This is a genomic window from Citrobacter sp. CK199 (genome assembly GCF_030333285.1).
Taxonomy (GTDB): domain Bacteria; phylum Pseudomonadota; class Gammaproteobacteria; order Enterobacterales; family Enterobacteriaceae; genus Citrobacter_B; species Citrobacter_B koseri.
In genome coordinates this window covers 279,003-305,777 of record NZ_JAOWGF010000026.1, presented here as the reverse complement: position 1 = coordinate 305,777, position 26,775 = coordinate 279,003, and the positions used below count along the sequence as shown (strand labels likewise).

Annotated in this window: 21 protein-coding genes and 1 pseudogene; 19 read left to right on the top strand and 3 right to left on the bottom strand. The window is 53.1% G+C overall.

Features of this window, described 5'->3' with window-relative positions; all coding sequences use genetic code 11:
* Window positions 1-21: 21 nt before the first annotated feature.
* From OGX75_RS12540 to OGX75_RS12530, 3 genes are all read right to left on the bottom strand, one after another.
* Window positions 22-1,962 (bottom strand): type VI secretion system Vgr family protein, encoded by a 1,941-nt coding sequence (locus tag OGX75_RS12540; protein ID WP_058668099.1) that lies wholly within the window; start codon window positions 1,960-1,962, stop codon window positions 22-24.
* 809 nt (window positions 1,963-2,771) lie between these two features.
* Window positions 2,772-3,500, bottom strand: a complete 729-nt coding sequence (locus OGX75_RS12535; protein WP_286451121.1) for a peptidoglycan recognition protein family protein — start codon at window positions 3,498-3,500, stop codon at window positions 2,772-2,774.
* 599 nt (window positions 3,501-4,099) lie between these two features.
* Window positions 4,100-4,618, bottom strand: a complete 519-nt coding sequence (locus tag OGX75_RS12530; protein WP_058668097.1) for an Hcp family type VI secretion system effector — start codon at window positions 4,616-4,618, stop codon at window positions 4,100-4,102.
* A 682-nt stretch (window positions 4,619-5,300) separates the two neighbouring features.
* On the opposite strand from OGX75_RS12530, the gene tssB reads away from it, so the two are divergent.
* From tssB to OGX75_RS12440, 19 genes and pseudogenes are all read left to right on the top strand, one after another.
* On the top strand, window positions 5,301-5,807 hold the full coding sequence (gene tssB / locus OGX75_RS12525; protein ID WP_058668096.1) for a type VI secretion system contractile sheath small subunit: 507 nt from the start codon (window positions 5,301-5,303) through the stop codon (window positions 5,805-5,807).
* Between the two features lie 19 nt (window positions 5,808-5,826).
* A complete protein-coding gene (gene tssC, locus OGX75_RS12520; protein ID WP_134769062.1) occupies window positions 5,827-7,311 on the top strand; it encodes a type VI secretion system contractile sheath large subunit in 1,485 nt (494 codons plus the stop codon).
* Between the two features lie 8 nt (window positions 7,312-7,319).
* The gene (gene tssE / locus OGX75_RS12515; RefSeq protein ID WP_125337101.1) at window positions 7,320-7,745 is read left to right on the top strand and encodes a type VI secretion system baseplate subunit TssE; all 426 of its coding nucleotides are present in this window, start codon (window positions 7,320-7,322) and stop codon (window positions 7,743-7,745) included.
* On the top strand, window positions 7,745-9,577 hold the full coding sequence (gene tssF / locus OGX75_RS12510) for a type VI secretion system baseplate subunit TssF (protein ID WP_200026891.1): 1,833 nt from the start codon (window positions 7,745-7,747) through the stop codon (window positions 9,575-9,577). The genes tssE and tssF overlap by 1 nt, the downstream gene beginning before the upstream one ends.
* Complete coding sequence (tssG, locus tag OGX75_RS12505; protein ID WP_286451122.1) at window positions 9,544-10,587, top strand: type VI secretion system baseplate subunit TssG; 1,044 nt, start codon at window positions 9,544-9,546, stop codon at window positions 10,585-10,587. Before tssF ends, tssG begins: the two co-directional genes overlap by 34 nt.
* Before the next feature lie 16 nt (window positions 10,588-10,603).
* Complete coding sequence (gene tagH, locus OGX75_RS12500) at window positions 10,604-11,890, top strand: type VI secretion system-associated FHA domain protein TagH (RefSeq protein ID WP_134769064.1); 1,287 nt, start codon at window positions 10,604-10,606, stop codon at window positions 11,888-11,890.
* A gap of 23 nt (window positions 11,891-11,913) precedes the next feature.
* Window positions 11,914-12,420 (top strand): type VI secretion system lipoprotein TssJ, encoded by a 507-nt coding sequence (gene tssJ, locus OGX75_RS12495; RefSeq protein ID WP_372376932.1) that lies wholly within the window; start codon window positions 11,914-11,916, stop codon window positions 12,418-12,420.
* Between the two features lie 2 nt (window positions 12,421-12,422).
* The gene (tssK, locus tag OGX75_RS12490) at window positions 12,423-13,766 is read left to right on the top strand and encodes a type VI secretion system baseplate subunit TssK (RefSeq protein WP_134769066.1); all 1,344 of its coding nucleotides are present in this window, start codon (window positions 12,423-12,425) and stop codon (window positions 13,764-13,766) included.
* Between the two features lie 4 nt (window positions 13,767-13,770).
* Window positions 13,771-14,580, top strand: a complete 810-nt coding sequence (gene icmH, locus OGX75_RS12485; RefSeq protein ID WP_233594045.1) for a type IVB secretion system protein IcmH/DotU — start codon at window positions 13,771-13,773, stop codon at window positions 14,578-14,580.
* 11 nt (window positions 14,581-14,591) lie between these two features.
* The gene (gene tssH, locus OGX75_RS12480; RefSeq protein WP_134769067.1) at window positions 14,592-17,342 is read left to right on the top strand and encodes a type VI secretion system ATPase TssH; all 2,751 of its coding nucleotides are present in this window, start codon (window positions 14,592-14,594) and stop codon (window positions 17,340-17,342) included.
* The gene (gene vasI / locus OGX75_RS12475; protein WP_286451123.1) at window positions 17,339-18,070 is read left to right on the top strand and encodes a type VI secretion system-associated protein VasI; all 732 of its coding nucleotides are present in this window, start codon (window positions 17,339-17,341) and stop codon (window positions 18,068-18,070) included. Before tssH ends, vasI begins: the two co-directional genes overlap by 4 nt.
* Before the next feature lie 4 nt (window positions 18,071-18,074).
* Window positions 18,075-19,448 (top strand): type VI secretion system protein TssA, encoded by a 1,374-nt coding sequence (gene tssA, locus OGX75_RS12470; RefSeq protein ID WP_286451124.1) that lies wholly within the window; start codon window positions 18,075-18,077, stop codon window positions 19,446-19,448.
* Window positions 19,449-19,499: 51 nt separating this feature from the next.
* Window positions 19,500-22,988, top strand: a complete 3,489-nt coding sequence (gene tssM, locus OGX75_RS12465; RefSeq protein WP_502873186.1) for a type VI secretion system membrane subunit TssM — start codon at window positions 19,500-19,502, stop codon at window positions 22,986-22,988.
* Between the two features lie 9 nt (window positions 22,989-22,997).
* Window positions 22,998-24,378, top strand: a pseudogene (locus tag OGX75_RS12460) (VasL domain-containing protein); the annotation flags it as partial.
* Window positions 24,362-24,841, top strand: coding sequence for an Hcp family type VI secretion system effector (locus OGX75_RS12455; RefSeq protein ID WP_058668084.1), 480 nt, complete (start codon window positions 24,362-24,364; stop codon window positions 24,839-24,841). The pseudogene OGX75_RS12460 and the gene OGX75_RS12455, both read left to right, overlap by 17 nt.
* Before the next feature lie 140 nt (window positions 24,842-24,981).
* Entirely contained in the window at window positions 24,982-25,452 is a 471-nt protein-coding gene (locus OGX75_RS12450) for a glucosaminidase domain-containing protein (RefSeq protein WP_233594046.1), read from the top strand.
* A 2-nt stretch (window positions 25,453-25,454) separates the two neighbouring features.
* Complete coding sequence (locus OGX75_RS21225) at window positions 25,455-25,745, top strand: glucosaminidase domain-containing protein (protein WP_353622030.1); 291 nt, start codon at window positions 25,455-25,457, stop codon at window positions 25,743-25,745.
* A gap of 2 nt (window positions 25,746-25,747) precedes the next feature.
* On the top strand, window positions 25,748-26,086 hold the full coding sequence (locus tag OGX75_RS12445; protein WP_134769071.1) for a hypothetical protein: 339 nt from the start codon (window positions 25,748-25,750) through the stop codon (window positions 26,084-26,086).
* A 115-nt stretch (window positions 26,087-26,201) separates the two neighbouring features.
* The gene (locus OGX75_RS12440; RefSeq protein WP_200053337.1) at window positions 26,202-26,717 is read left to right on the top strand and encodes a hypothetical protein; all 516 of its coding nucleotides are present in this window, start codon (window positions 26,202-26,204) and stop codon (window positions 26,715-26,717) included.
* The last annotated feature ends 58 nt before the right edge of the window (window positions 26,718-26,775 follow it).

Sequence of the window (26,775 nt, the reverse complement as noted above, 5' to 3'; positions counted from 1 at the left end):
TATATTGTCCCGATAGATATATCAGTTAATGTCAACTTCTTTGCCTTTGATTTTAATCAGATTACCTGTGATGGTAATAGTTCCGCCCTCGTCCATACTGAACAGACTTTCACCACATTTCAGCACTATCATATTTTTTGCGGTTAGGGAAAACAGTTTGCCAATGTCAATAATTTGTGTTTTTAGTACTTTTTCAATATCGTCTCCTGTAATAGTTGATATCTGATCGCCACCTACCGTTTTTGTCCGTTTTTCCGTCACATCCAGTGTCTGGTTATTCTGAACGGTAATTTTCTGATCATTCGCCACCGTGACCGTCTGGTCATGACCCTCTGCCTTTTTACTGCCCACATTGACGGTCTGCCCCACGCCCACCGTGATTTTCTGGTTGTTGCCGATAGTTTCTGTGTGGTCAACCTTCACGTCCGTTGTCCGGTTATTCAGTACCTCCGTATCCATGTTCTTCTGCGCATGGATATACACCCGCTCCTTCCCGGTGGCGTCATCGAACGTCAGCTCGTTAAACCCGCCGCCTTTATAGGTTTTTGAGCGGATAGTCATCTGCGTCTTCGTGCCCGGCAGACTGCCCGGTGAGCGGTTATCCTGGTGGTAGGTGCGGCCCATGATTATCGGCTGGTCCGGGTCGCCGTTGAGGAAGTCCACGATAACCTCCTGGCCCACGCGCGGTATGGCGAGGTTACCGAACCCGGTGCCCGCCCATGCCTGCGATACCCGTACCCAGCAGGAGCTGTCCTCATTCCCCGGACAGTAGCGGTCCCAGTGAAAGCGCACCCGCACCCGGCCATGCTCATCGCAGAAGATTTCTTCCCCCGCCGGGCCGGTGACGATGGCGCTCTGGGGGCCGTCCACGGAAGGTTTCTTTTGGGGCGGAACGCGCCATGTCCTGTCTGCCGGGATAACCTCGAAACGATTGCTGAGAGTTGTTCCCGTTCCCTGACTGCCATGCAGTGCCTGCGGCTGATCTCCTGCCAGTACGCTACCCACAATCTGCCACTCCCTGTTCAGCGATACTGATGGATGTCCTGTCAGGGTAAAGCGCTTCCCTGGCCACATTTTTGGTGAGTTACTGTAACCTGTTGCTATCTCTGCATCATGTCTCCGGCCCTCAATCTGGTAGCGGGCAAACGCCTGTCCGTGGGATTCGTCCTTGAAACGTCCGGGATAATCGAAGATTTCATACTGCGTGAGCTGGCCGTTCAGATTCTCTCCGGCACGGCTGTAATAACCCGGCCAGCCGGGCGTTTTGAAGGTGTAGTCCTGAGTTTCGACGGATGAAGGCCGTATCTGCGCATGATACCTGAACTGGCTGATATGCTCGGTAGATGCCTCTGCCGTCGTATTCGGATTAAATGGCATGGCTCCCAGTGACGATACTCCCGCCACATCATCGCACAGTACCAGCTTTTGCTCCGTCCCTTCCGGAGTGCACCAGTCAAAATAAAAGATACCTTCTTCTGACCACAGGCGGGTCAGGAAGGCAAGGTCTGTCTCACCGTACTGCACGCAGAACTCGCGTGCCGGGTGCGGCTCATAAAATACCGGGGTCCACTCGGTGATGCCATTTTCATTGAGCAGGGTGGAGGAGATTGCCTTGATATCCTGCTGCTGGAAAATGCGGAAATTCTGGCGTAAACCGCTTCTCCAGAGTGGTGGTGAGATAATTATATGGTACCCCATCTGCCAGTGGTTGTTTTCACTGAGGGTTACGGCAGAGACAATACCACTGATATAGCGTTGTGGCTCCATTCCTTGCCAGATGGTCAGTACGGCGTTTTTTTCAAGAAAATCGGTTGCTGTCAGGTCAGAAAGACCGCTAGCAATATCCACCTTTAGCTGGAAAGGTTTTGAGTAATGCTGAGTAAGTCGAAAACTGACCACCGCAGTGGTCATTTCCGGCAGTCCGCCCACTGCCAGTGTGAAACGCAGCCCTTTTAACGACATATTACCTTCCTAATGGTGACAGTAAAAAAAACAGCTCGCTGGTCAGCTGCTGTGACAGTACAGTGTTACGCTTGCGTTCAGGCCCCATGCCCGTAAGGGCCGGATGCCGTTAATTGAACTTATGTCCCCGGAGGAGCGAGCCAGCCGTTGGCATCGGATTTACCTCAAATTCTCTTGAAAATTATCAAAAAGTTGAAAATAAAGAGCAATAATATGAACTAATATATTAAGGTTTTATATGACGCTCTTTCGGTGAAATATTTTTATTTGATTATTTAGTAGAGGAGTGGGAAATCGGATAAGTATGTTCTGTAAATTTAATTCTTTCATCAATATTTATGTCGCAACTTATATCAATTCTTATCTTGTGGTTGGCTTGTTTTTTTAGTCTAAATGCATGTTTTATGGATTTCTCTGGGTCATTATATCAGATAGTAGTATCATTCAGTCTGGTATGTAGAATCCATTGGCAAGAAGTTTTTTCTTTATTTCCTTTCTACATTCGGATAGTTCGGTTCTATACCTTACTTGGCAGTAATTGTATAATTCATTATATTTGGCCTGAGTTAATGATGTATCCCTCAATATATCAGCAGGAGAAACGGGGATTTCAAAGATTAATTTTGATGATATAGTGTGTTTAATGAAAAAAATTGGTACCCAAGGCATATCACCTTCTTCATAGTATGGCTGCTTATCTATTCCAATTAGTAAATATAAAAACAGGTAAATAATAAAGTTACGTAATGAAGAAACACGCATATGATATTTTTCTCAAGTATATTTATTTTACATTTAACCCACTGTTTTTAAGGGGCCATTAACTTGAACTTTGTTCTGAGGTCAGCTGCAATCTGAAGTCCATAAGTTCCTGGACAAGCTCGGCCTAAATCATTTAAAGAGGCAAACTCTCTATGTCCTCCTAATTGTGTGATCGGGAAAAATTTTATAAGAGTCTTAACTAAAATATCGATAGATTTTTTCTGATTAGTGGTTGGTATATCAACGGATGAATCCCAGTTATCCTTCACTTGCCCGGCAAACTCACTTAATGATCCCCATCGGGAGGGGCCATATTGTGATGCTTCACCTGGTAAACTAAAGTCTGATAAAAAAACTATGCCAATTTTTCCTGTATTTGCACCTTTTAGATGAGCACCCTTTTCTCTTATATCCAGAGCTTCATAAATTATACCTGTGCAATCTATAGCATAATGATAACTTAAATGATTAAAACTTTTAATGTCGGTTTCTTCAGCCTGACGCATTTTAACTTCCCCATCGTTATCACAGGAGTAACTATTTCCAGCATGATGTATCACGATTGCGGGGTAGTTCCAGTCTTCGCCATCAGTTCCTGGGGCCTTTTTTGCTTTCCAGTCGCTTCGTTTTCTGACAGCTATTCCAGTTTCTTGCAAGTCAGAAAATATGGACTCCCTTACTCTGGCTTTTTTTTCACATTCTTTTATGGACTTTGATATTGCATCAAGCCCTGTATGAATCAAATCTTTAGTTACTTTATAATAATCGTTTTCCATATTAAGACCGTTTGCATGTAATTGATGACTAAAAGCTCATGGAATTATAACTATAATTAACACATTGATTTTATTGTAAATCGTCAAAAAATATCGTTATACGAGAAATATACTTCTCATGCGCTCACACTGCAACATCAGCACAGCCATAGGTCTGCGCGCGTAATTTTTTATCCTGCGTATTCTAAACAGTTTTCGGTATAAGACGTCGTTTGGTACGGGATAGTGGTGTTATAATCCGCATCGCTCAGTCCGGTTGGTGTTAGCGATTAACTAGATCGTACAATCCGGGCTGCTTTTTCTTTAATTGCTCTACTATTCGGCACAGCTATTTATCTCACTTCCAGTGTAAAACTCAACCCTTTTAACGACATATTAACCTCCCTAATATTGACAAGAAAAAAGACATCCCGCTGTTCAGCGACTGTAACAGTACAGTGTTACGCTGCATTCAGGCACGCTACCGCCGAAGTCTCCGGCGTCCGCCATCTCCCGTAAAAATGTAACCTCTTACTGACAACCTTCTTCTTTATTGATTGCCTGCGGCGTAATGTAAAAACAGCACCCTGCCCGTGAGGGCCGGATGCTGTGGACTTTCCTTATGCTTCCAGCGGCGCACGCCAGTCGTCGGCACCGGAAGTGCCAGACTTGATGTGTTCCCACTCAACCTTACGGTACGCCAGTGAAACGGCTAGCAACTGAGTGAACTCACGCTGTGCCGGGTCCTGGCAGTGCGGCATATGCAGGTCCATATCCACAATAGTCGCGTCTGTCAGGCGGGTGGTGAAGTAGTGCTCCTGCTTACCTTCAACAGAAGTACGCCACCAGTGCAGTTCAACTTTTGGCAGCATTTCACCGGACGCCAGTGCGTTGTACAGCAGTGGAACCGCTTTATTCAGCGCCACGGTAAAAATGAACGGCTTGTGGGCACGCTGACCGGCTGGCTGACCAGACTGCGGATCGGTTGGCACCGTCACGTTATGCAGAAATTCCTGCACCAGCATTTCATCTTCGTGGCCCTGCACATAGATGTTGCCGACAGAATCTGCGGTGAATGCGCCTGCGGTGATATTGCCCTGGGTCTGGCCTGTTATTGAGATGTAACATGGAGTTGGCATTTGTGGTGCTCCTTGTGAGTGTTGTTAACAACTATTTCCGGTGGTCTGCCGTTAATTCCTGACAGGCCGATAATAATGCGGCTCACTCCGGGAGTCGCATCATGCTTTTGCATCCGGTTTGCGGATAAACCGGTACGCAACGTTTAATATTTATAAATATCTTTTTAATTTAAGCTAAATATATGTGTGGGTGATCAGGTAAATTCGTTTTATATGTATTTCATTGTCTATGTGGTAAGGAATGATTAATTGTAAATATATATTGTGTTTGTCTTGTTTTCCTTGTTTTAAGGAAAATCTGTTGGATATTTCTCAAGTTATCAGTTTTTCTCATTTATAAAATTAATTCATATGGTGTTATTATATAAATTGTTTATGGTTTATCTTTAAATGTATTTAAAATCAGTATTTTACAATTATTTCGTGAGTATTGCTAACCTTGCGTGTGACGCCGCTGGCTTACGTTGAGTCTCATGTCGTCGTATTTTATGACAAAATCATACCCCTGTTTTATTCGAAGAAAAAGATCTTTTAAAATCTCTTTTATTGAGCGTAAAATGCGAAGCGAGAAAAGTGTGAAATTTATCTTTTACTGCCACTGAAACGGCATTATCAGTAATTTTTTTGTAGTGACAAACATGCTGTGTTCATGGCACGAACGACAATCTGATGGACTATTCTTATGAGCAGCAGAAAAAATGACAGCAGTGGCAGTATTGCCCCTAAAGAACGTGTAAATATAAAATTTCAACCGAAAACGGGAAATCAGACAGCAGAAGTGGAACTCCCGCTTAACCTGCTGGTGACTGGCAATCTGACCGGTGGCGCGGATGATATTCCGCTGGACGAACGCCAGCCGGTTGCTATTAATCGTAACAATTTTAACGCCGTACTGGACCAGGCGGGTATTGGGCGTGATTTTACGGTGCCCTCTGCGCTCAGTGAAACCCCTGATGCACGTATGTGCGTCAATCTGAAAGTGAAAGCGCTGGCCGATCTGTCACCGGACAACATTGCCGCCCAGGTGCCGGAGATGCGCAAAATGCTAGAACTGCGCGAAGCGCTGGTAGCGCTCCGGGGGCCAATGGGCAATATGCCTGCCTTCCGTGCGCAGCTTCAGGCACTGCTTGCTGACGAAAAGAGCCGCGAACAGCTGATTGCGGAGCTGGGCCTCGCGGGTCGGAAATAACTTGTACAAGGATTTCAGTATGTCAGAGACCACCTTACCGGAAGCGCTCGCTTCTACATCACCTGTCGCCACACCCTGCCTGTTGGATGAGATCATGGCGCAGACCCGTTTTAAACCGGCGTCAGAAAGCTACGATATCGCCCGTCAGGGTGTGACCGCCTTTATCACCGCACTGTTGCAGAATGATGATGAGGCAGAGTCTGTCGATATTCTGGCCGTCAACGGCATGATCGCCGATATTGATACGCGTATGGGACGCCAGATGGATCTGATCCTCCATGCCCCGGAATTTCAGGAACTGGAGTCATTCCTGCGTTCGCTGAAACTGCTGGTTGATCATGCCGATCCGCGTGAAAACATTAAAATTCACATCATGCACGCTACTAAGGAAGAATTGCTGGATGACTTTGAATTTGCGGCAGAAATTACCCAGTCAGGGTTCTACCGGCACGTCTATTCCAGCGGTTTTGGTCAGTTTGGCGGTGAGCCATTTGCCGCAGTGATTGGCAACTACGCGTTTGAGAACACCGCCGCGGATATGAAGCTGCTGAAATATATCAGCGCCGTCAGCGCGATGAGCCACTGCCCGTTTTTGTCTTCCGTATCGCCGGAGTTCTTTGGTCTGGATTCGTTTACCGAACTTCCTGGCATTAAAGACGTTGCCGCCATTTTTGAAGGCCCGGCCTACACCAAATGGCGTTCGTTGCGCGAGTCCGAAGATTCCCGCAATCTCGGCCTGACGGCGCCGCGTTTCCTGCTGCGTCATCCTTATGCACCGGAGGAGAATCCGGTTAAGAGCTTTAACTACCATGAGGATGTCAGCAAAAATCACGAGCATTATCTGTGGGGGAATACTGCGTTTCTTCTGGCGGCGAACATGGCCGAAAGTTTCATGTCCACCAGGTGGTGTCCAAATATCGTCGGTCCACAAAGCGGTGGTGCGGTAAAAGATTTGCCGGTGCATTTATATGAGGCAATGGGCCAGCTTCAGGCCAAAGTTCCCACTGAAATTCTCATTACCGACCGGCGGGAGTATGAGCTGGCAGAGCAGGGCTTTATTACTCTTACAATGCGTAAAGGCTCTGATAATGCAGCATTTTTCTCCGCAAACTCGGTTCAGAAACCGAAAATTTTCCCCAACACTGTGGAGGGTAAAGAGGCCGAAACCAACTACAAACTCGGTACGCAGCTTCCTTATCTTTTCATTATCAACAGACTGGCCCATTACATCAAAGTGCTGCAACGCGAACAGCTTGGCTCATGGAAAGAAAGGGGCGATCTGGAGCGTGAGCTGAACGGCTGGATACGCCAGTACGTGGCTGACCAGGAGAACCCGCCTTCTGACGTGCGCAGCCGTAAACCGCTGCGTCAGGCGAAGATTGAAGTCTCTGATGTGGAAGGTGAGCCAGGCTGGTACCAGGTAGCCCTGAGCGTCAGACCCCACTTTAAGTATATGGGGGCATCATTTGAGCTGTCCCTGGTCGGTCGTCTGGACAAGGAGTAAGCGTTGTGATCACGGAACGGGAGTTCGGGGGCAGTCTGTTTGAACGTATCGGGGGGGCGGAAAAACTGCCTTCACGCCAGCACCTAAAAACGGAGTTGTTGTATTCTGTACGCGATAACCTGCGCAATATCCTCAACACCCGTTCCGGTAGCTGTCATGGTTCGCCGGAGCTGGGGATCGCTGATTTTAACGATGAGTCACCTGAACGCCAGAACATCCGGGAATGGATGGTTCAGGCGATTCAGAACTGTATTCTGCGTTACGAACCCCGGATATCGGATGTGGTGGTGACAGCTGCCACAGAGGATCACCATGCGCCACTGGAACTGCGTTTTCATATTGTGGCGTATCTGGATTTCAGCGACAGACAGGATGTTCTGGAGTTTGACATTCTGCTGGATAATCACCAGCACTGGTGCGTGGAGTCAGACTGATGGCCTTCGAAGAGCGTTATTACCGCGAGGAACTGGATTATCTGCGTCAACTGGGCAAACTTCTTGGTCGTGAAAAACCTCATCTTGCCCGTTTTCTGGCTGAGAAAGAGGGCGACCCCGATGTGGAACGCCTGATGGAGGCATTTGCTTTCCTTTCCGGTGGCCTGCGGCAGAAGCTGGAGGATGAGTTTCCAGAGTTTACGAACGGGCTAATCAATATGCTGTGGCCCAATTATCTGCGTCCGGTGCCTTCAATGGCCGTGGTTGAATACAACCCCGTTGCGACACAGTTTTCTGCGCCTGTTCAGGTTTGTCGTGATGAACTGATTTGCTCAGGCCCGATTCGCGTGACGTCATCGGGACGTAAGATCCTGGCCGGGGATGATGTTACCCCGTCTCCTGTCTGCCATTTTACCCTGGCACGTGATACTTGGCTGCAACCGTTACATATTCGCGATGTGCGTAACACCAGCACGCTGAAAAAAGGATACATTGACATTGATTTTTTCACCGAAGGTAGCGTCTCTCCCGACACACTGGATCTGAATAAGCTCACTTTCTGGCTGGGAAACGGAGATGACTATACCCGCCAGCAACTCTATTTATGGTTCAGTGAGCGGTTAATGGATGCGGAACTGGTGGCTGGAGAGCGGCGTATTCCACTACCGGATTTGTGGCTGAATGCCGCCGGGTTTGAACGGGAAGATGCGTTGTTGCCGTGGCCGAAAAACGTCCATAGCGGTTACCGCGTGCTTCAGGAGTATTTTTGCTACCCGGAGAGCTTTTTCTTCTTTCATTTGCAGGGGGGCACGTCGCTACCGGCAGATTTCCCGGTCGGCGCGTTTACACTGCGTTTGCATTTTAATTTGCCATTGCCTGTGGATATCAAGCTTCGCAAAGATTCATTGCGCCTGTACTGTACGCCGGTGGTGAATTTGTTCGCCCACCATTCTGAGCCTGTCAGGCCGGACGACAGTTCACCGCAATATGCATTACGGGCCAGTCAACAGAACCCGGAGCACTATGATGTTTTCCAGGTGAAGACGGTTTCCAGTAAGGTTGCAGCGTCGGATGATACTCCTGAGCCTGGTGAAATAATACATATCTGGCCCGAATTTGAAGGGTTTCAGCATCAGATTGAATACAGTCGGCAGCGTGAAGTCGTCTACTGGCACCACCGCACCAGAAGCTCCCTGTTTCATCGTGGTCTGGAGCACGCCATTGCCTTTGTCCACGCGGATGGCAGCCAGCCTGACTCTTCCCGGCTTAGCGGTGAAGTGTTCACTGCCTCGCTGGTCTGCACTAACCGGATGTTGCCTGCATCACTGCATACCGGTGATATCTGCGTTCCTGTTAACAAAAATCCGGCGGTGGCGTCGTTCAGCAACGTGACGCGCCCGACCCGTCCGCTGTATCCGGTGACGGATGGCGATATGCACTGGTCGCTGATTTCCTGCATGAATCTGAACTACCTCTCGTTGCTGGACCGGGAGGCGCTGATCCAGGTGTTGCGTACCTTCGATATGCCGGGTATCCACCATCCACAGCAGGCGCGGCTTTCCTCACAGAAGCTCGATGCCATCGAAAAAATGGAATCCCGCCCGGTTGACCGTCTGTTTAAGGGGGTGCCGGTTCGCGGTCTGTCCACCACGCTGTGGATTAATCCCGCCCCCTTTGTCTGTGAAGGCGAGATCTACCTGCTGGGTACCGTGCTGTCATACTTTTTTGCGCTGTACGCCAGCATCAACTCATTTCACTGCCTCAAAATTATTAACACGGAAAGTCAGGAGTCCTGGGAATGGCAACATACAGGTCAGCACGCCCTGATGTAGGGGGAACGACACCGCTCCCGGATGTGCGCGGGACGAATTTTTATGTGCTGATGGAGTCACTGTACCGCCGGTATGGTGAGCCTGATCGCGAGCCATCCCTGCGTACCGAACCGGAGCAGGAAGTGGCGCTGTTCAAATCCGATGCCAGTATTGCCTTTCCGGGTAGCGACCTGAGCACGCTTGAACGCAGTGAAAGCGGGCAGTTTATCCTGACGACAAGATTCCTGGGTTTTTCCGGCAGCCAGTCACCGCTGCCCGGCTACTACCTGGATCGAATGGCGCGGGAATCCGCGCAGAATGAGGAGGGGCTGAAAGGGTTCCTCGATCTGTTCAGCCACCGCTGGACGCAGTTTGCCTATCACGCCTGGCGCAAGTACCGCTATTACATCTGTTTTCGCAACGGCGGAACCGACACTTTTTCACAGCGGATGTATGCTCTGGTGGGCTTAGGTAACCCGAGCGTGCGCGACAGACTCGCTATCAACCACAGCAAGATGCTGGCCTACGCCGGGATACTGGCAACACCCGGGCGCTCGCCGGATGTGGTATGCAACCTGATCAGTCACTGCTTCGATTTGCCGGATGTCAGCATCGAAAACTGGCAGTTGCGTAAAGTGCCCCTTGATCCTGCACAGCAGAACCGGCTGGGCGTGCGTAACCCGAAACGGAAAACAGCCGGGTATGTGCCAGGCCGCTCGGTGATTGGCGTTAATTTTACCCTCGGTGCCAGAGTGCCGGATCGCAGTGGCAAATTTCTGCTACGGCTCGGCAACCTCTCAATGGCCCGCTACCTCTCTTTTTTACCGGATGGGGAAAACCACCAGGCGCTGACGATGTTTATCTCCTTCCTGTTACGCGATCAGTTCGCCTGGGATTTGCAGCTTGATCTTGCGCCGGATCAGGCGAAGGGAATGCGGCTGGGCGATCGTTTCCGATCCTGCATCGGACGCACGGCGTTTATCGGCCAGCCGAAAATGCCGCCATCCGTCACCCTCCACATCAGGGATTAATTTTATGGAACCGCAAATGGCTGAGGAAAAAACGCACACTCCCGTACTCTCACTGACGCTACAGGTGATGAACGGCAATGAGCTGGAGAGCGGACGCGCCGCAAAATGTCTGTTTACCGCCGATGGCGGGGATATCGGCCACGCGCCCGCCTGCCACTGGCCGGTACAGGACAGGGCCGGCTCCGTCGCCGATCGTGCCTGCCAGGTGGTGATGCATGATGGCACATTTTGTCTGAAAAGCCTGGTGCCGGGGCTGATGATTAATCTGGCACCGGTGTCCACGGATACCGGGCTGGTACGCCTGCGTCAGGGCGATGAAGTCGTTCTGGGGTCGCTGGCGCTGAAGGTATTTATCCACAATGGAAAGCTGGTCAGCTACGGCGAGCAGATGGCGGCACCGGAAACCATCGTCACCAACCGTGACCGTCTGGCAGACGCGCTACTGACGACGGACGGCCAGCCTGCGTATCCGGGAATGCCCAGGATGCACCAGCTTGCAGATACCGTGGTCAACAGTTTTTCAGCCGATCCGCTCCAGGCGCTGCGGACAGAAAGCCTGACCGTGGCGGGCGATCCGCTTTCAGGGATCGTCTCTGCGCGATCTTCTGTTCCTGACAGGGATGGTGTGATCGACACTCCGTTTATGGATCTGCCGCCACTGTATCCCGATCCCCTGGTCGGACAGGATGCGGCGGCGTCCCTGGCAGACACCGCACAGCTTCATCTTGCGGTGACCCCGCTGTTGCGCGGGCTGGGCGGCTCGCTTGCCGTACGTAACTCACAGGATGCCGACGATTTTCTGGAGGAAGCGGGGCGGACGTTGCAGGCGGCGATAAAAGGGCTGCTTGAACTACAGCTGCGTCGTAACAGCCTGTCGGACAAGCATTTACGTCCGCTGGAAGATAATCCGCTGCGCTTGAATATGGACTACACCACCGCGCTGGACGTGATGTTTGCCGAAGGTAAAAGTCCGGTACACCTGGCGGCACCCGCTGCCGTTGGCGAGAGTTTGCGTAACGTCCGGCATCACGAGGAAGCGAACCGGGCCGCGATTGTTGAATCGCTGCGGGTGCTGCTGGATGCCTTCTCTCCACAGAGCCTGATGCGCCGCTTTGTACAGTACCGGCGCAGCCATGAACTGCGAAAGCCGCTGGATGATGCCGGTGCCTGGCAGATGTACTGCGATTACTACGACGAACTGGCCTCCAGCCGCCAGCAGGGATTTGAAATGCTGTTTAACGAAGTTTATGCCCAGGTGTATGACCGGGTACTGCGCGAGAAACAGCGGGAGCCGGAAGCATGACAGGACGTTTTTTTCGTTCCTGCATGGTGGTTGTGCTTTTCAGTCTCACCCTGACAGGCTGCGAAACGGTGAAAAAGCTCGGCCAGGTGATTAAGAACCCGGATGTTCAGGTCGGGAAACTGGCAGATCAGTCATCGGAGGTGACGGTCACGTTGCTGACCGAGCCTGACACGAATATCAATGCGAACGGTGAGGCGGCAGCGGTCGATGTGCAGCTTATTTATATGAGCGATGACTCGAAGTTGCAGGCGGCTGACTACGACACGGTTGCCAGCACGCCGCTGCCGGAAGTGTTGGGGAAAAATTATATCGACCACCAGGACTTTAACCTGCTACCGGACACCATAAAAACGTTGCCGCCAGTGAGGCTGGACGAAAAAACACAGTTTATTGGAGTCGTGGCGTACTTCTCCGACGACCAGGCTACTGAGTGGAAGCAAATCGAACCGGTAGAAGGGACGGGTCATCACTACCGCCTGCTGGTACATGTACGACAGGGCAGTATCGAAATGAAGAAAGAGGACAACTGATAATGGCGACCATGAAAAACAGGGTGATCTGGCAGGAAGGTCTGTTTGCCCTGCCACAGCACTTCCAGCAGCAGCAGCGTAATCAGGAATATTTGCTGAACCAGCGTATGAGTGCGCAGGATGATTTTGCTTGGGGGTTCACCTCGCTGTCGATCAATACCGAGCTGCTTGCCCAGGGGAAACTGATGCTGGACTACGCGACGGGCTGTATGCCGGATGGCACGGTGTTCAGCATCCCGGAGCAGGATCAACTCCCTCTGCCGTATCAGCCGTTCGACCTCTCCCGGTCCGGCAGTAACGATATTTACCTGGCGCTGCCTGTTATCAGCGATATCACCTGTGAAATCGAAGGACGCCGGAGCGCGGGACAGGGAACGGAGCGTTACCGCCTGACGCAGGCCGATATTCGCGATTTGCACTCCGATGACGGTGACGTGCAGCCCATCGCGCTGGGACAACTGGCACCGAAAATCGTCAGCGGCGCGGACGATCTCAGCGCGATGGTCACACTGCCGCTGTGCCGTATTCTCAGCCAGCAGTCTGGTGGCGCGCTGGTGCTGGATGACTGCTTTATCCCGACCTGTCAGGCCATCCGCGTCAGCCCGGTGCTGAACGGGTTTGCCGGTGATGTACAGGGGCTTCTCAGCAACCGCGCCAGCGATCTGGCAAAGCGTATCGGTTCGCCGGAACAGAGTGGTATTGCGGATGTGGCTGAGTTTATGATGTTACAGCTGCTTAACCGCAGCCAGATGCACTTCACTCATCGTACTCACCTGCGCACTCTGCACCCGGAAACGTTTTATCTGGATCTGGTCCGGTTGCTGGGTGAGCTGATGACCTTTACGGAAGACAGTCGTCTGCCCTGTCCGGTGGAATCTTACGACCACCGCAATCTTACGCAGTCGTTTGATACCGTGATCCCGGAACTGCGCCGGGCGCTCAATACCGTACTGATGCCGCGTGCGCAAAATCTGCCGCTTCTCTTCTCTGACGGGTTTTATGTCGCCACGGTTAACGATCCGACCCTGTTGCGTTCCGGCACCTTCATTCTGGCGGTACGCGCGCGGATGCCGCACAGTCAGCTTATCCACCAGTTTACCCAGCAGTCAAAAATCGCGGCCACCAACAAAATCCGCGATATGGTTAGCGTGCAGGTGCCGGGCGTACCGCTGACGCCGCGAACCGCCGCTCCGCGCCAGCTACCGTACCATGATGGCTTTGTTTACTTCGAGCTGGATAAAGGCGCGGCGGCCTGGCAGGACGTGATAAAAGCCGGGGCGCTGGCGCTGCATATCTCCGGCACCTTCCCGGATCTGGGGATACAGTTGTGGGCGATAAGGGGTTAATACCATGAGCGAGCCGTTCGTTTCGCCCATTGACTGTCTGACCACAGGGAACTCGCCGGGACAGGTCAATACTGCGCCTCAGGTCGCGAACGAAAACCTTTCCGGTCGCCAGTACCGGCTGGCCCTGCGTGGTAACAGCATAAACCCGATGATTGACGCTGCCACGCCACTGCTGGGGATGGTGATGCGCGTGGACGGGATGAACAGTCAGAGTATGCCGGAACACCTTTTTGCGCAGGTGGTGACGGACGTTCAGGCCGTGGAGCAACTATTGCAGGAGCAGGGCTACGAGCCGGGCGTGATTGTTTCGTTCCGCTATGTTCTCTGCACCTTTATTGATGAGGCCGCGCTGGGTAACGGTTGGTCGAACAAAAACGAATGGATCAAACAGTCGTTACTGGTGCATTTCCATAACGAAGCCTGGGGTGGCGAAAAGGTATTCATACTGCTGGAGCGCCTGATCCGCGAGCCAAAGCGCTATCAGGATCTGCTTGAGTTTTTATTTCTGTGCTTTTCGCTGGGATTTCGCGGACGCTACAGGGTGGCTGCGCAGGATCAGGGTGAATTTGAACAGATATACCGCCGTCTGCACCATGTTCTGCATACCCTGCGTGGCGATGCGCCTTTTCCACTGCTGCATCAGGATAAAAAAACACAGGGTGGACGCTATCAGCTTATCAAACGACTGACCATCCGGCATGTTCTGTCTGGCGGTATCGTCGTGCTGGCGCTGTTTTATTTCTTTTATCTACTGCGGTTGGACAGCCAGACGCAGGATATTCTGCATCAACTGAACCGGCTGCTTGCCAGGTAAGGACACGACATATGATCCAGATTAATCTGACCTCTCTGGTTAAGCATCTTAACCCGTTTTCCCGGCAGGCGCTGGAGGCGGCGGCGGCAGAGTGTATGAGCCAGCAGGCAACGGAAATCACCGTGGCGCATGTGCTATTGCAGATGCTGGCAGCGGTGCGCAGTGACGTGGGGGTGATTGCTGAGCGGGCAGAAATCGACACAAATGCGCTTCGCCGGGCGCTGACGGTAGAAAATTACGTGACGGCGCGAGCGACAGACAGTTATCCGGCATTTTCGCCGATGCTGGTCGAGTGGCTGAAAGAGGGCTGGCTGCTGGCATCTGCCGAGATGCAGCATAGCGAGCTGCGCGGTGGAACACTGCTGCTGGCTCTGCTGCATTCGCCGCTGCGCTATGTCCCGTCTGCCGCCGCCAGGTTGCTCACCGGTATCAACCGCGATCGCCTGCAACAGGACTTCGGCGAGTGGACGCGCGAGTCGGCGGAGTCAGTCGTACCGGACGCTAGCGGGCAGACCGTCGGCACCACAGCCGATACCGGCGACAGTCTGCTTGGTCGTTATGCCAAAAACATGACTGCAGACGCCTGCAACGGCAAACTTGATCCGGTGCTGTGCCGCGACCATGAAATTGATCTGATGATCGACATTCTCTGTCGCCGCCGCAAAAACAACCCGGTCGTGGTCGGCGAAGCGGGTGTCGGTAAGAGTGCGCTAATTGAAGGACTGGCGTTGCGCATTGTCGCAGGCCAGGTGCCGGACAAACTGCGCGACACCGACATTATGACGCTCGATCTCGGCGCATTGCAGGCAGGGGCATCGGTGAAGGGCGAGTTTGAAAAACGCTTTAAGGGGCTGATGGCAGAAGTGAGTCAGTCACCGAAACCGATCATTCTGTTTATCGATGAGGCGCACACCCTGATTGGCGCGGGTAACCAGCAGGGCGGACTGGATATCTCCGGCCTGCTGAAACCGGCACTTGCGCGCGGCGAGCTGAAAACTATCGCCGCCACCACCTGGCGCGAGTACAAAAAATACTTCGAGAAAGACGCCGCACTGTCACGCCGTTTCCAGCTTGTGAAGGTGAGTGAGCCGACTGCGGCGGAGGCGACCATTATCCTGCGAGGCCTGTCGGCGGTATATGAGCAGTCCCACGGCGTGCTGATTGACGATGACGCGTTACAGGCCGCGGCGACGTTGAGCGAACGTTACCTCTCTGGTCGTCAGTTGCCGGATAAAGCCATCGATGTGCTGGATACCGCCTGCGCGCGGGTGGCGATTAACCTTTCCTCTCCGCCGAAACAGATTTCCGCGCTGACTACCCTGTGCCAGCAGTGCGAAGCGGAGATGCGCCAGCTTGAGCGCGAGATTCGCATCGGCCTGCGGTCAGACGCCTCACGGCTGACTGAGGTGACTGCACAGTACGACTACACGCTGAGCGAACTGGATGAACTGGACACTGCCTGGCATCAGCAGCAGGCGCTGGTTCAGGAAATTATTGCGCTGCGTAAGGAGCTACTGGACGAAACGGAAGCCAGCAGTAGTGAAGATATCACGCTACCGAACTCTGACGATAACGCCGCATCAACGGATGAACCCGTCGCAGAACCGACGGATGCGACACCTGGCATTCCTCCTGCCATCCGTCTCGCACAGCTAACTGCTGAACTGGAGATTCTGCACCATACGCAACTGCTGGTTTCTCCGCACGTTGATAAAAAGCAAATCGCCGCCGTCATTGCCGAATGGACAGGCGTGCCGCTTAATCGCCTGTCGCAGAACGAAATGTCAGTGATTACTGACTTACCTCAGTGGCTGGGCGATACCATCAAGGGCCAGGATCTGGCGATCGGGCACCTGCACAAACACCTGCTTACCGCCCGCGCCGATCTGCGCCGTCCGGGGCGGCCGCTCGGCGCGTTCCTGCTGGCCGGTCCCAGCGGTGTGGGCAAAACCGAAACCGTGCTGCAATTGGCTGAGCTGCTCTACGGTGGTCGTCAGTACCTCACCACCATCAATATGTCGGAGTTCCAGGAGAAACACACCGTTTCGCGACTGATTGGTTCGCCGCCGGGCTATGTTGGCTACGGGGAGGGGGGCGTGCTGACCGAAGCGATTCGTCAGAAACCGTATTCCGTGGTGCTGCTCGACGAAGTGGAAAAAGCCCACCCGGACGTACTCAACCTGTTCTACCAGGCGTTTGACAAGGGCGAGATGGCCGATGGCGAAGGCCGCCTAATTGACTGTAAAAACATCGTCTTTTTCCTCACCTCCAACCTTGGTTATCAGGTGATTGTCGAACATGCGGATAACCCGGAAACCATGCATGACGCGCTGTACCCGGTGCTGGCGGATTTCTTCAAACCTGCGCTGCTGGCTCGCATGGAAGTGGTGCCGTATCTACCGCTGTCGCGTGAAACGCTCTCCGTCATTATTGCCGGGAAGCTGGCGCGGCTGGACAACGTACTACGCACCCGCTTCAGTGCGGAGGTGGTGATTGAGCCGGAAGTGACCGACGAAATCATGCAGCGTGTCACCCGCGCCGAAAACGGCGCGCGGATGCTGGAATCGGTTATCGATGGCGAGATGCTCCCGCCACTGTCCCTGCTGCTGTTGCAGAAAATGGCGGCGAACGTCGCCATTGTCCGTATCGTGCTGGGCGTGACGAACGGCGCGTTTACCGCTGACGTTGAAGATGCGCCGGATGACAGCCTTGTAGAAAACATGCAGTCAGAACCGGAAACAGAGGACGAAACCGTTCTATGAGCAGAATGCAGACGCTCTTGATCATGCTGCTGCTGCCGGGATTATTCCCCGGCGCAGTACAGGCGGAAACACCTGCGAAACAGGCGGTTGCCGTACTGCCGGGGATTGTGGTGCCGGAAACCTACGCACAGACAACGCTCAGGGCCATGATGGCCTGTCGCCGGGAGCCTGCTGCGCTGGAGCGTCTCGACTGCTATGACCATATCTTGGCACCGGAGCAATCCGGTTTTGATGGCGCGCTGGTAAAGGCCCGTTATGAAGGTGAAGCCTGGAAGCGGGCCTTCACTCAGGAAAAGCAGCGTCCGGACAATTCCACCACACTGATGATGACGCAGAGCAGCGGTGGAGAGCGGCCAACGGTAATTATCACCACGCCCGCCATCGGCAACGTGCCGCCGCGTCCGGTGCTGATGTTCAGTTGCGTGGACAACATCACCCGGATGCAGGTGGCGCTGACGCATACCATGACGCCTGACGACATCGCCGTCACGCTGAGCACCGACGCCGGACGTTTTCAGTCGCACTGGTTTATCCGCGAGAACGGCACGCTGCTGGAGTCCAGCCGGGGCTTATCCGGCATTGACGAAATCAAACAGCTTTTCGGCGCAAAGACCCTGACTATCGACACCGGTACGGAAAGCGCCGCCGGGAAACTGACCTTTAACATTGACGGGCTGGCGAAAACCATCGCGCCGCTGCGCGACGCCTGCCACTGGGCAGGAGAGTAACACTATGAACTTACGTGATCCGGATATCTGGATTTCGCACCTGCTGGAAAATCTGCCGGAAGACAAACTGGCCTGCGCGCTGAAAGACGATAATCCTGACTGGGAATATATCGACGGCGAAATGCTCAAACTCGGCTCGCTGGCTCACAGCCAGCTTGATATCCCGGAAATTCAGCGCCGGGGGCTGGTGCTTCTGGCCTCGGAAAGCAAGGATTTTCGCCTGCTGGCCCATCTGCTGCGTACGCTACAACATGCCGGTGATCCGTTGCTGGCGCTGCATTTACTGGCGCTGTACGTGGAGCATTACTGGACGGTGGCGGCACCGGGTATGACGCACAAAAAACGTTTTGCCGCCCAGGTCATAAAGCGTTTTGAAGCAGGCGCTGGCGAGTTTTCCCGTCAGACGAATACCACTCAACGCGATCTGCTCCTGGGCGAGTTGGCAAAACTGGCGCTGTTCTGGCAGAGCAATAACGCCGTCGAACTGGCGCAGGCAACGGACGATATTGCCGCGCTGTACCAGCGGGCGTTTCGCGACAGCGAACCTGCCGCGACGCCCGTTTCTGCACAATCTGCCGTCACGTCTGTGCAGCCTTCTGCCGCGCCGGTGGTGAATATCGACAGCCATGACGACAAAACCTGGCGCGATACGTTGCTGAAAGTCGCCGCCATTTTATGTGAACGCCAGCCGGATGCCCCATTGGGCTACCGTCTGCGCCGCCATGCGCTGTGGCTGGCAATTACCTCCGCGCCGCAGGCTGAAAGTAACGGACGCACGTCGCTGGCCGCATTCCCTGTCGATATGATGGATGATTATCAGGCGCGCCTGAATAATGCCGATATGGTGTTGTGGCAACAGGTAGAGAAAAGCGTACTTCTGGCGCCCTACTGGTTTGACGGTCATTACCTTTCAGCACAGGCTGCGCAGCGGCTGGGCTACATCGCCGTGGCAGAGGCTATCCGTGAGGAAGCTGGTGGCTTTCTTACCCGTCTGCCCCAGCTTTCCACCCTACTGTTTAACGACCATACGCCCTTTATCAGCAGCCAGACAAAACAGTGGATTACCGCCACCGCTTCCTCCGGCCAGCCCGCATCAGCACAGCAATCCGGTGAGGAATGGCAGACCGCCAGAGCCTGTTTTACTGAACAGGGGCTGGAAGCAGCATTACGGTATCTGGATACGCTGCCCGAAGGCTCCCCCCGCGATCAGTTTTATCGGCAGTATTCCGGCGCACAGCTTATGGAAGAGGCCGGACTGATCATACTGGCACAGCAGCAGTACCGGATATTGTTCACGACGGGCTTACGGATGGCGCTGGCAGACTGGGAGCCATCGTTGCTTGAGCAGCTTGAACAGAAGTTCACGGCAGAACAGTAAGAGATAACAGGAGTTTTTGTGAGATTACCGACCCCCCGAATATTCAGTGGCATGAGATCTGTCCTGCGACCCGCGATGCCAAGGTTTAAGGTCTCTGCGTTTTGGTTGCTGGTGTTGGCATGGATTGTGCTGCTGGTATGGATCTGGTGGAAAGGCCCGACATGGTCACTGTACGACGAACAGTGGCTTAAACCGCTGGCGAACCGCTGGCTGGCGACGGCGGCATGGGGAATTATCGCCCTGGGGTGGCTTACCGTCCGGGTGATGAAACGCCTGCAACAGTTTGAGAATCAACAAAAACAGCAACGTGAGGAAGCGCTGGACCCGCTAAGTGTTGAGCTGAATGCGCAACAGCGTTACCTCGACAGGTGGCTGCTGCGCCTGCAACGCCATCTCGATAACCGTCGTTACCTGTGGCAACTGCCGTGGTATATGGTCATCGGTCCTGCCGGAAGCGGTAAAACCGCACTGTTACGGGAAGGTTTTCCGTCCGATGTTATTTATACGCTGGAAACTGTGCGCGGTGCAGAACAACGTGTGTACCTGACGCCGCATGTTGGCAAACAGGCGGTGATTTTTGATGTTGACGGCGTACTCTGCGAACAGCCGGATGCTGATGTCCTGCACCGTCGGTTATGGGAGCACGTTCTGGACTGGCTGGTGGAAAAACGCGCCCGCCAGCCGCTGAACGGGATCATTATCACTCTTGACTTACCCGACCTGTTGACGGCTGACAAACGCCGCCGCGAACATCTGTTACAGACGCTGCGCAGCCGGTTGCAGGATGTGCGCCAGCACCTTCACTGCCAGCTACCGGTTTACCTGGTGCTGACGCGGCTGGATTTATTACACGGCTTTGCCGCCCTGTTTCAGTCACTGGATAAAAAAGATCGCGATACGATTCTGGGCGTGACCTTCACCCGCCGCGCCCATGAAAACGAGGACTGGCGCGCAGAGCTGGATGCTTTCTGGCAGACATGGTGTGAGCGAATGAACCACGCCATGCCGGATCTGATGCTCACGCAGACGCATATGCGCAGTTCCCTGTTCAGTTTTTCCCGCCAGATACAGGGGAGCCGGGACGACCTGAAAGCCCTGCTCGACGGCCTGCTGGACGGTGAAAATATGGATGTGATGTTGCGCGGCGTATACCTGACTTCGTCGCTGCAACGGGGTCAGATGGATGATCTTTTTACGCAGTCTGCCGCCAGGCAGTACCGGCTGGACGGCGGTCCGCTGAGCGCCTGGCCGCTGGTGGATACCGCATCTTACTTTACCCGTAATCTGTTTCCACAGGCACTGCTGGCCGAGCCGAATCTGGCCGGAGAAAGCCGCGCCTGGCTGATAAGCAGCCGTCGCCGTCTGACCGCTTTTTCCGTCGTGGGTGGGGTGGCGGCATTGTTGTTAATCACCGGCTGGCACCATTATTACAATAACAACTACGCCTCCGGTGTTCAGGTGCTGAAACAGGCAGAAGCGTTTATGGCGATCACTCCCCCACAGGGGATGGATGACTACGGTAATCTGCAACTGCCGCTGCTTAACCCGGTGCGCGACGCAACACTGGCCTACGGCGACTGGGATGACCGCAGCCGCCTCGCCGATATGGGGCTGTATCAGGGCAGGCGTATCGGCCCGTATGTGGAACAAACTTATCTGCAACTGCTGGAGCAACGCTACCTTCCTGCGCTGTTTAACGGTCTGGTCAAAGAGATGAATGCCGCCCCGCCGGAAAGCGAAGAAAAGCTTGCGGTGCTGCGTGTCATGAGAATGCTGGAAGACAAAAGCGGGCGTAATGATGAGGTGGTGAAGCAGTATATGGCGAAGCGCTGGAGCGGTGAATTCCACGGCCAGCGGGATATTCAGGCACAACTGATGTCGCACCTCGACTACGCACTGAAGCATACCGACTGGCACGCGGAGCGGGCAGCAGGCGACGGTGACGCCATCAGTCGCTGGACGCCGTATGATAAACCGGTCGTCGATGCACAGCATGAACTGAGTAAACTGCCGGTTTACCAGCGCGTATACCAGAGCCTGAAAACACGGGCGCTGGGCGTGCTGCCCGCTGATCTGAATCTGCGCGATCAGGTTGGACCGACATTCGAACAGGTGTTCGTTTCCTCAGATGATAACAAACTGGTGGTTCCACAGTTCCTCACCCGTTACGGTCTGCAAAGTTATTTTGTCAAACAGCGCGATGCGCTGATTGAGCTGACGGCGATGGATTCCTGGGTGCTGAACCTGACCCACAGTGTGAAATACAGCGAAGCCGACCGGGCAGAAATCCAGCGTCAGTTGACCGAACAGTATCTCAGCGACTACACCGCCACCTGGCGGGCGGGAATGGACAACCTTAACGTGCGTGACTATGAGTCCATTGCGCAACTGACCGGCGCACTGGAGCAGATTATCAGCGGCGATCAGCCGTTACAGCGGGCGCTGACGGCGCTGCGGGATAACACGCAGCCTGCGGTTCTCTCTGAAAAACTTTCTGATAAAGAGCGTGAAGACGCACAGGCAGAGCCGGATTACCGCTTGCTGACGCGTCTCGGCCATGAGTTTGCGCCGGAAAACAGCACGCTGGCGGTACAGAATAACAGGGAAAATACCTTTCAGGCGGTATATCAGCAGTTAACGGAACTGCACCGCTACCTGCTGGCTATCCAGAATGCGCCGGTGCCGGGGAAATCGGCGCTGAAAGCCGTCCAGCTCCGTCTTGACCAGAACAGCAGTGACCCTATATTTGCCACGCGACAAATGGCGAAAACCCTGCCCGCGCCGCTTAACCGCTGGGTAGGCAAGCTGGCGGATCAGGCCTGGCATGTGGTGATGGTGGAAGCGGTGCACTATATGGAAATTGACTGGCGCGACAGTGTGGTGAAACCGTTCAATGAACAGCTGGCTGGCAATTATCCATTTAATCCGCGTTCATCACAGGATGCGTCGCTGGACGCTTTTGAAAGATTCTTTAAACCGGATGGCGTGCTGGATACCTTTTATCAGCAGAACCTGAAACTGTTTATGGAAAACGACCTGAGTCTGGAAGACGGCTATAACGCCGTGATTATTCGTGAGGATATCCGTAACCAGCTTGAGACGACGCAAAAAATCCGCGACATCTTCTTCAGCAAACAGAACGGGCTGGGTACCTCATTTGCGGTGGAGACCGTTTCGCTTTCCGGGAACAAACGCCGCAGCGTACTGAACCTCGACGGTCAGTTAGTCGATTACAGTCAGGGGCGTAACTACACCGCGCACCTGGTCTGGCCGAACAACATGCGCGAGGGCAATGAAAGCAAACTGACGCTGGTTGGTGTCAGCGGTGGTGCTCCACGCAGTATCAGCTTCAGTGGGCCGTGGGCGCAGTTCCGCCTGTTTGGGGCTGGTCAGTTAACCAGCGTGGACGAGGGAACGTTCAGCGTGCGCTTTAATGTGGACGGCGGCGCGATGGTCTACCGGATACACGCTGATACCGAAGACAATCCGTTCAGCGGCGGGCTGTTCAGCCAGTTCCGGCTGTCGGATACGCTGTACTGAGGAGGCGGGATGAGCAACGATATACTGACCCAAACTATCGTGACAGGCAGCGATCCGCGCAATCTGCCGGAGTTCATTGCTGTTCGCGAGGAAATCAACAAGGCCAGCCACCCGTCGCAGCCGGAAATGAACTGGAGGCTGGTGGAATCGCTGGCGCTGACCATTTTTAAGGCCAACGGTGTGGATTTGCACACGGCTACCTACTACACCCTGGCGCGTACCCGCACGCAGGGGCTGGCCGGTTTTTGTGAGGGAGCCGAACTGCTGGCGGCAATGATTACCCATGAATGGGGCATATTCTGGCCGCAGGGTGGGCCTGCACGCACCGAGATGCTGGACTGGCTCAACACCCGTACCGGAAATATCCTGCGTCAGCAGACATCCTTTGCGGAAAACGACCTGCCGCTGCTGTACCGCACCGAGCGGGCCTTACAGCTTATCTGTGACAAGCTCCAGCAGGTGGAGCTGAGGCGCCAGCCGCGCGTGGAGAACCTGCTGTATTTTGTGCAGAACACGCGCAAACGGCTGGAGCCGCAACCCCGGAATCATGCAGGTGCCGCCACACAGACCGCCGTCAGAACACTGGTCTATGCCCCGGAAAGTACCGCGCCCACGGCCACTGAGACTGTCTCTCCACTCCCTGAACTGCCGGAGATGCGGGTGGAAGTCCGTGGTCTGGCGGATAATGGCGGTATCGCCAGTCAGGGCAGCCTGGTAAAAGGTTTTATGGCGGGATTCATCGTGACCGCGGTTATCGCCGTCGCGCTCTGGTGGTGGCAGGTGTACCCGATGCAGCGGCAACTGGCACAGGTCATGGATACGGCACAGGGCGCGGCAACGGTCTGGCTGACATCACCTGACCTGGACAGTTACGGGCAACGGCTGCAACAGCTTCCTGATACCCCGCCATTGCAGTTGCTGGAGACGGGTATGCAGATGGCCCGTACCGCCGACAGCCGCTGGCCGGAGAGCCTGCAACAACAGCAGGCGAGTGCGAAATGGAATGAAACGCTGAGAACCCGCGCACAGGGCAGTCCACAACTGCGCGGCTGGCTCCAGACCCGCCAGAATTTACATGCCTTTGCAGACCTGGTGATGCAGCGCGAGAAAGAGGGGATGACCCTTTCCTATATAAAGAATGTTATCTGGCAGGCAGAGCGGGGGCTGGGGCAAGAAACACCGCTGGAATCCCTGCTGACGCAGTACCAGGACGCCCGCGCACAGGGACAGAATACTGAGGCGTTGGAAAAACAGATTAATGAACGGCTGGATGGCGTGTTAAGCCGTTGGCTGCTGTTGAAAAACGGCGGAATGCCGGAAACGACAACTGAAACCAAATCCGAAAAATAACGACGAAATCAAAGGAGTTTATCATGGCAAATCCGGTTTATCTGACGCTGAACGGAGATCTTCAGGGACTGATCTCCGCTGGCTGCTCTTCTATGGCCTCTATTGGCAACAAAGCGCAGATTACGCATATGGATCAGATTATGGTGCTGGGGTTGTCCCACGGACTGACTCGTGCACAGAACGTCAATCATCAGACGCTGGTGATCCAGAAGCCGGTGGACAAGTCCTCCCCATTACTGACTAAAGCCATCAGCGAAAATGAGTGTCTGACCTGTGACTTTGAGTATTACCGTACCAACCGCTTCGGCATTAATGAACTGTATTACAAAGTGAAGCTGATTAACGCCCACATCGCCAGTATTGCACATAATGTGCCACACACAATCACCAACAGCGAGGGGCAACCGGAAGAGTCAGTATCACTGACCTATGAAAGTATTACCCAGGAACACTGTATTGCCGGAACCAGTGCGTACAGTCTGTGGGAGGCGCGACTTTTTTAGCGTGAATAATTGAAAATGCAAAGGAGGTCGTATCGTATGAAATTGAGAATTAGCAGGGCGGTGGGTGTTAGTCAGCCAAATAATATTGGTGACGTCAAAAAAATTCAGATGCTACTGACAGAGCTATTCGTGACGATAAGATGGAATCGCTGAAAGAAGACGGGTTATGGGGGCCTAAGACATTTTCTAGGTTAGTTTACTTTCAGACAAACTTCGTTCATTTGCCTCACGCTGATGCCATCGTTAACCTGCATGGTCCAATCTTCAGAAGGTTAAATCAGGCGAATGCCGTGGCTTATCATAGTGCTTCAACTCATCAGAAGCAGGCCGTGGTAGTACCGGATAGCAATCAGCTTCAACAATTAGCACAGCGAGCGTCATTGCCCTTACCGGCAATTAAATCTGAATGGATAAACAGGGCATTACCTGCGGCCATTAATGTTAAACGTAACTGGGGAGTTCCGATAGAGGTGACTATTGCTCAAGGCGCATTTGAATCAGGCTGGGGACGTAAGGCGAAAGGCGGAGCATATTTTGGTGTGAAAGGAAAATCTCCGGAAGGTAAGTCAATAACATTTACAACACATGAAAATTATGATGGCAATCAGTAAAGATTAAGGACAGTTTTCGCTCTTACGATTCTTTAGAGCAATCAGCTGATGATTATGGTCGATTCCTTAGTGTTAACAAGCGTTATGCAGCTGCATTTTCTTATCCGAATGATCCTGAGAAATTTATACATGAGATTGCTAAAGCAGGGTATGCCACAAATCCTGCTTATGAAAAGAACATAGTTAACATTATTAGAACTACCGGAATAAAAGATTATGATACTGTGTGTGTGGGGGGGGGAGTATCCATGTGTTATATTAATCCACTGCATTACTTTAGTATGTTGGAGTGAAAATGAAAAAGTCTATATTTATAACATTGCTTAGCTATATGGCTTTAACTGCAAATGCATTTTCAGCCGAGTTACCACCGATTATGCAACTGGTCAAGAAGACGCTTGAAGAGAAAAAGTTTCTTGTATCTCCGGAATGTACGGATTACCTTTATATACCAGACAATGAACCGGGTGTGGATGTAGTTAATGTCGTTGAAAAACACGGTGGAAGTTGCTCGGGCGATCCACAAACACAACCCAGATTATTCAGTGTCTCCGTGGGTAAAAAAACACATAAGATGAAGTCGGATATTAATGATCCTGAAGATGGTACTCTTTCTCCTCTTCCAGAAACGTAAACGCTCTCTTCTGACAATGTTGACGCAAGAATCAGGTAACAATTACTGGATCGAAGGCATTTATCATGATTACTCCTGTTTATCTGAACGGGTAGCGTAAACACAGGAGATAATTGTGGATTATTATAAGAATGATCCGGTCATGATTTCTGATATTTTCTGCAAAAAATATCTTAATGTCGCAGCAAACATTGAAAAAGTAAGATTACTGAGGGGGAAAGACATCCCTGACTGGCCGCACTGGTGTTTTTTACCCATAAAATACTGGATGCTGCTGTTTATGGACAAACCGGATATTTCCTTCACGCATGAACTCTGGCAGGAACTACAGAAATTTTCGGTACCGGGAGCTTGGCGCTACAGCAAAGGGATTTATACCCTGCATCGGTTAGTATTAAACACACTGACCGACACGCCCTTGTCTGAAGCACCCCTGTGGATATCTTTCTGCGCCATTCCTGAATGGTGTATCTATGTGAGAACCCCAGGGATGCATATTGACAGTGAGCGTCAACCTTGTACGTACCCGACTTGCCCAAAACTGGTGAAAACTAAAAAGGGATTCAGACTTTTTCCGGCGAATGGCCCCGGTACTGGACTGTCGGTGAGGATACGGAGCGGCATTCGATGATGCTGCGGTCAGTGCTGTGAGTGGGCGGCAGGTTCGTGCCCATTTGCGGAGTGGACGC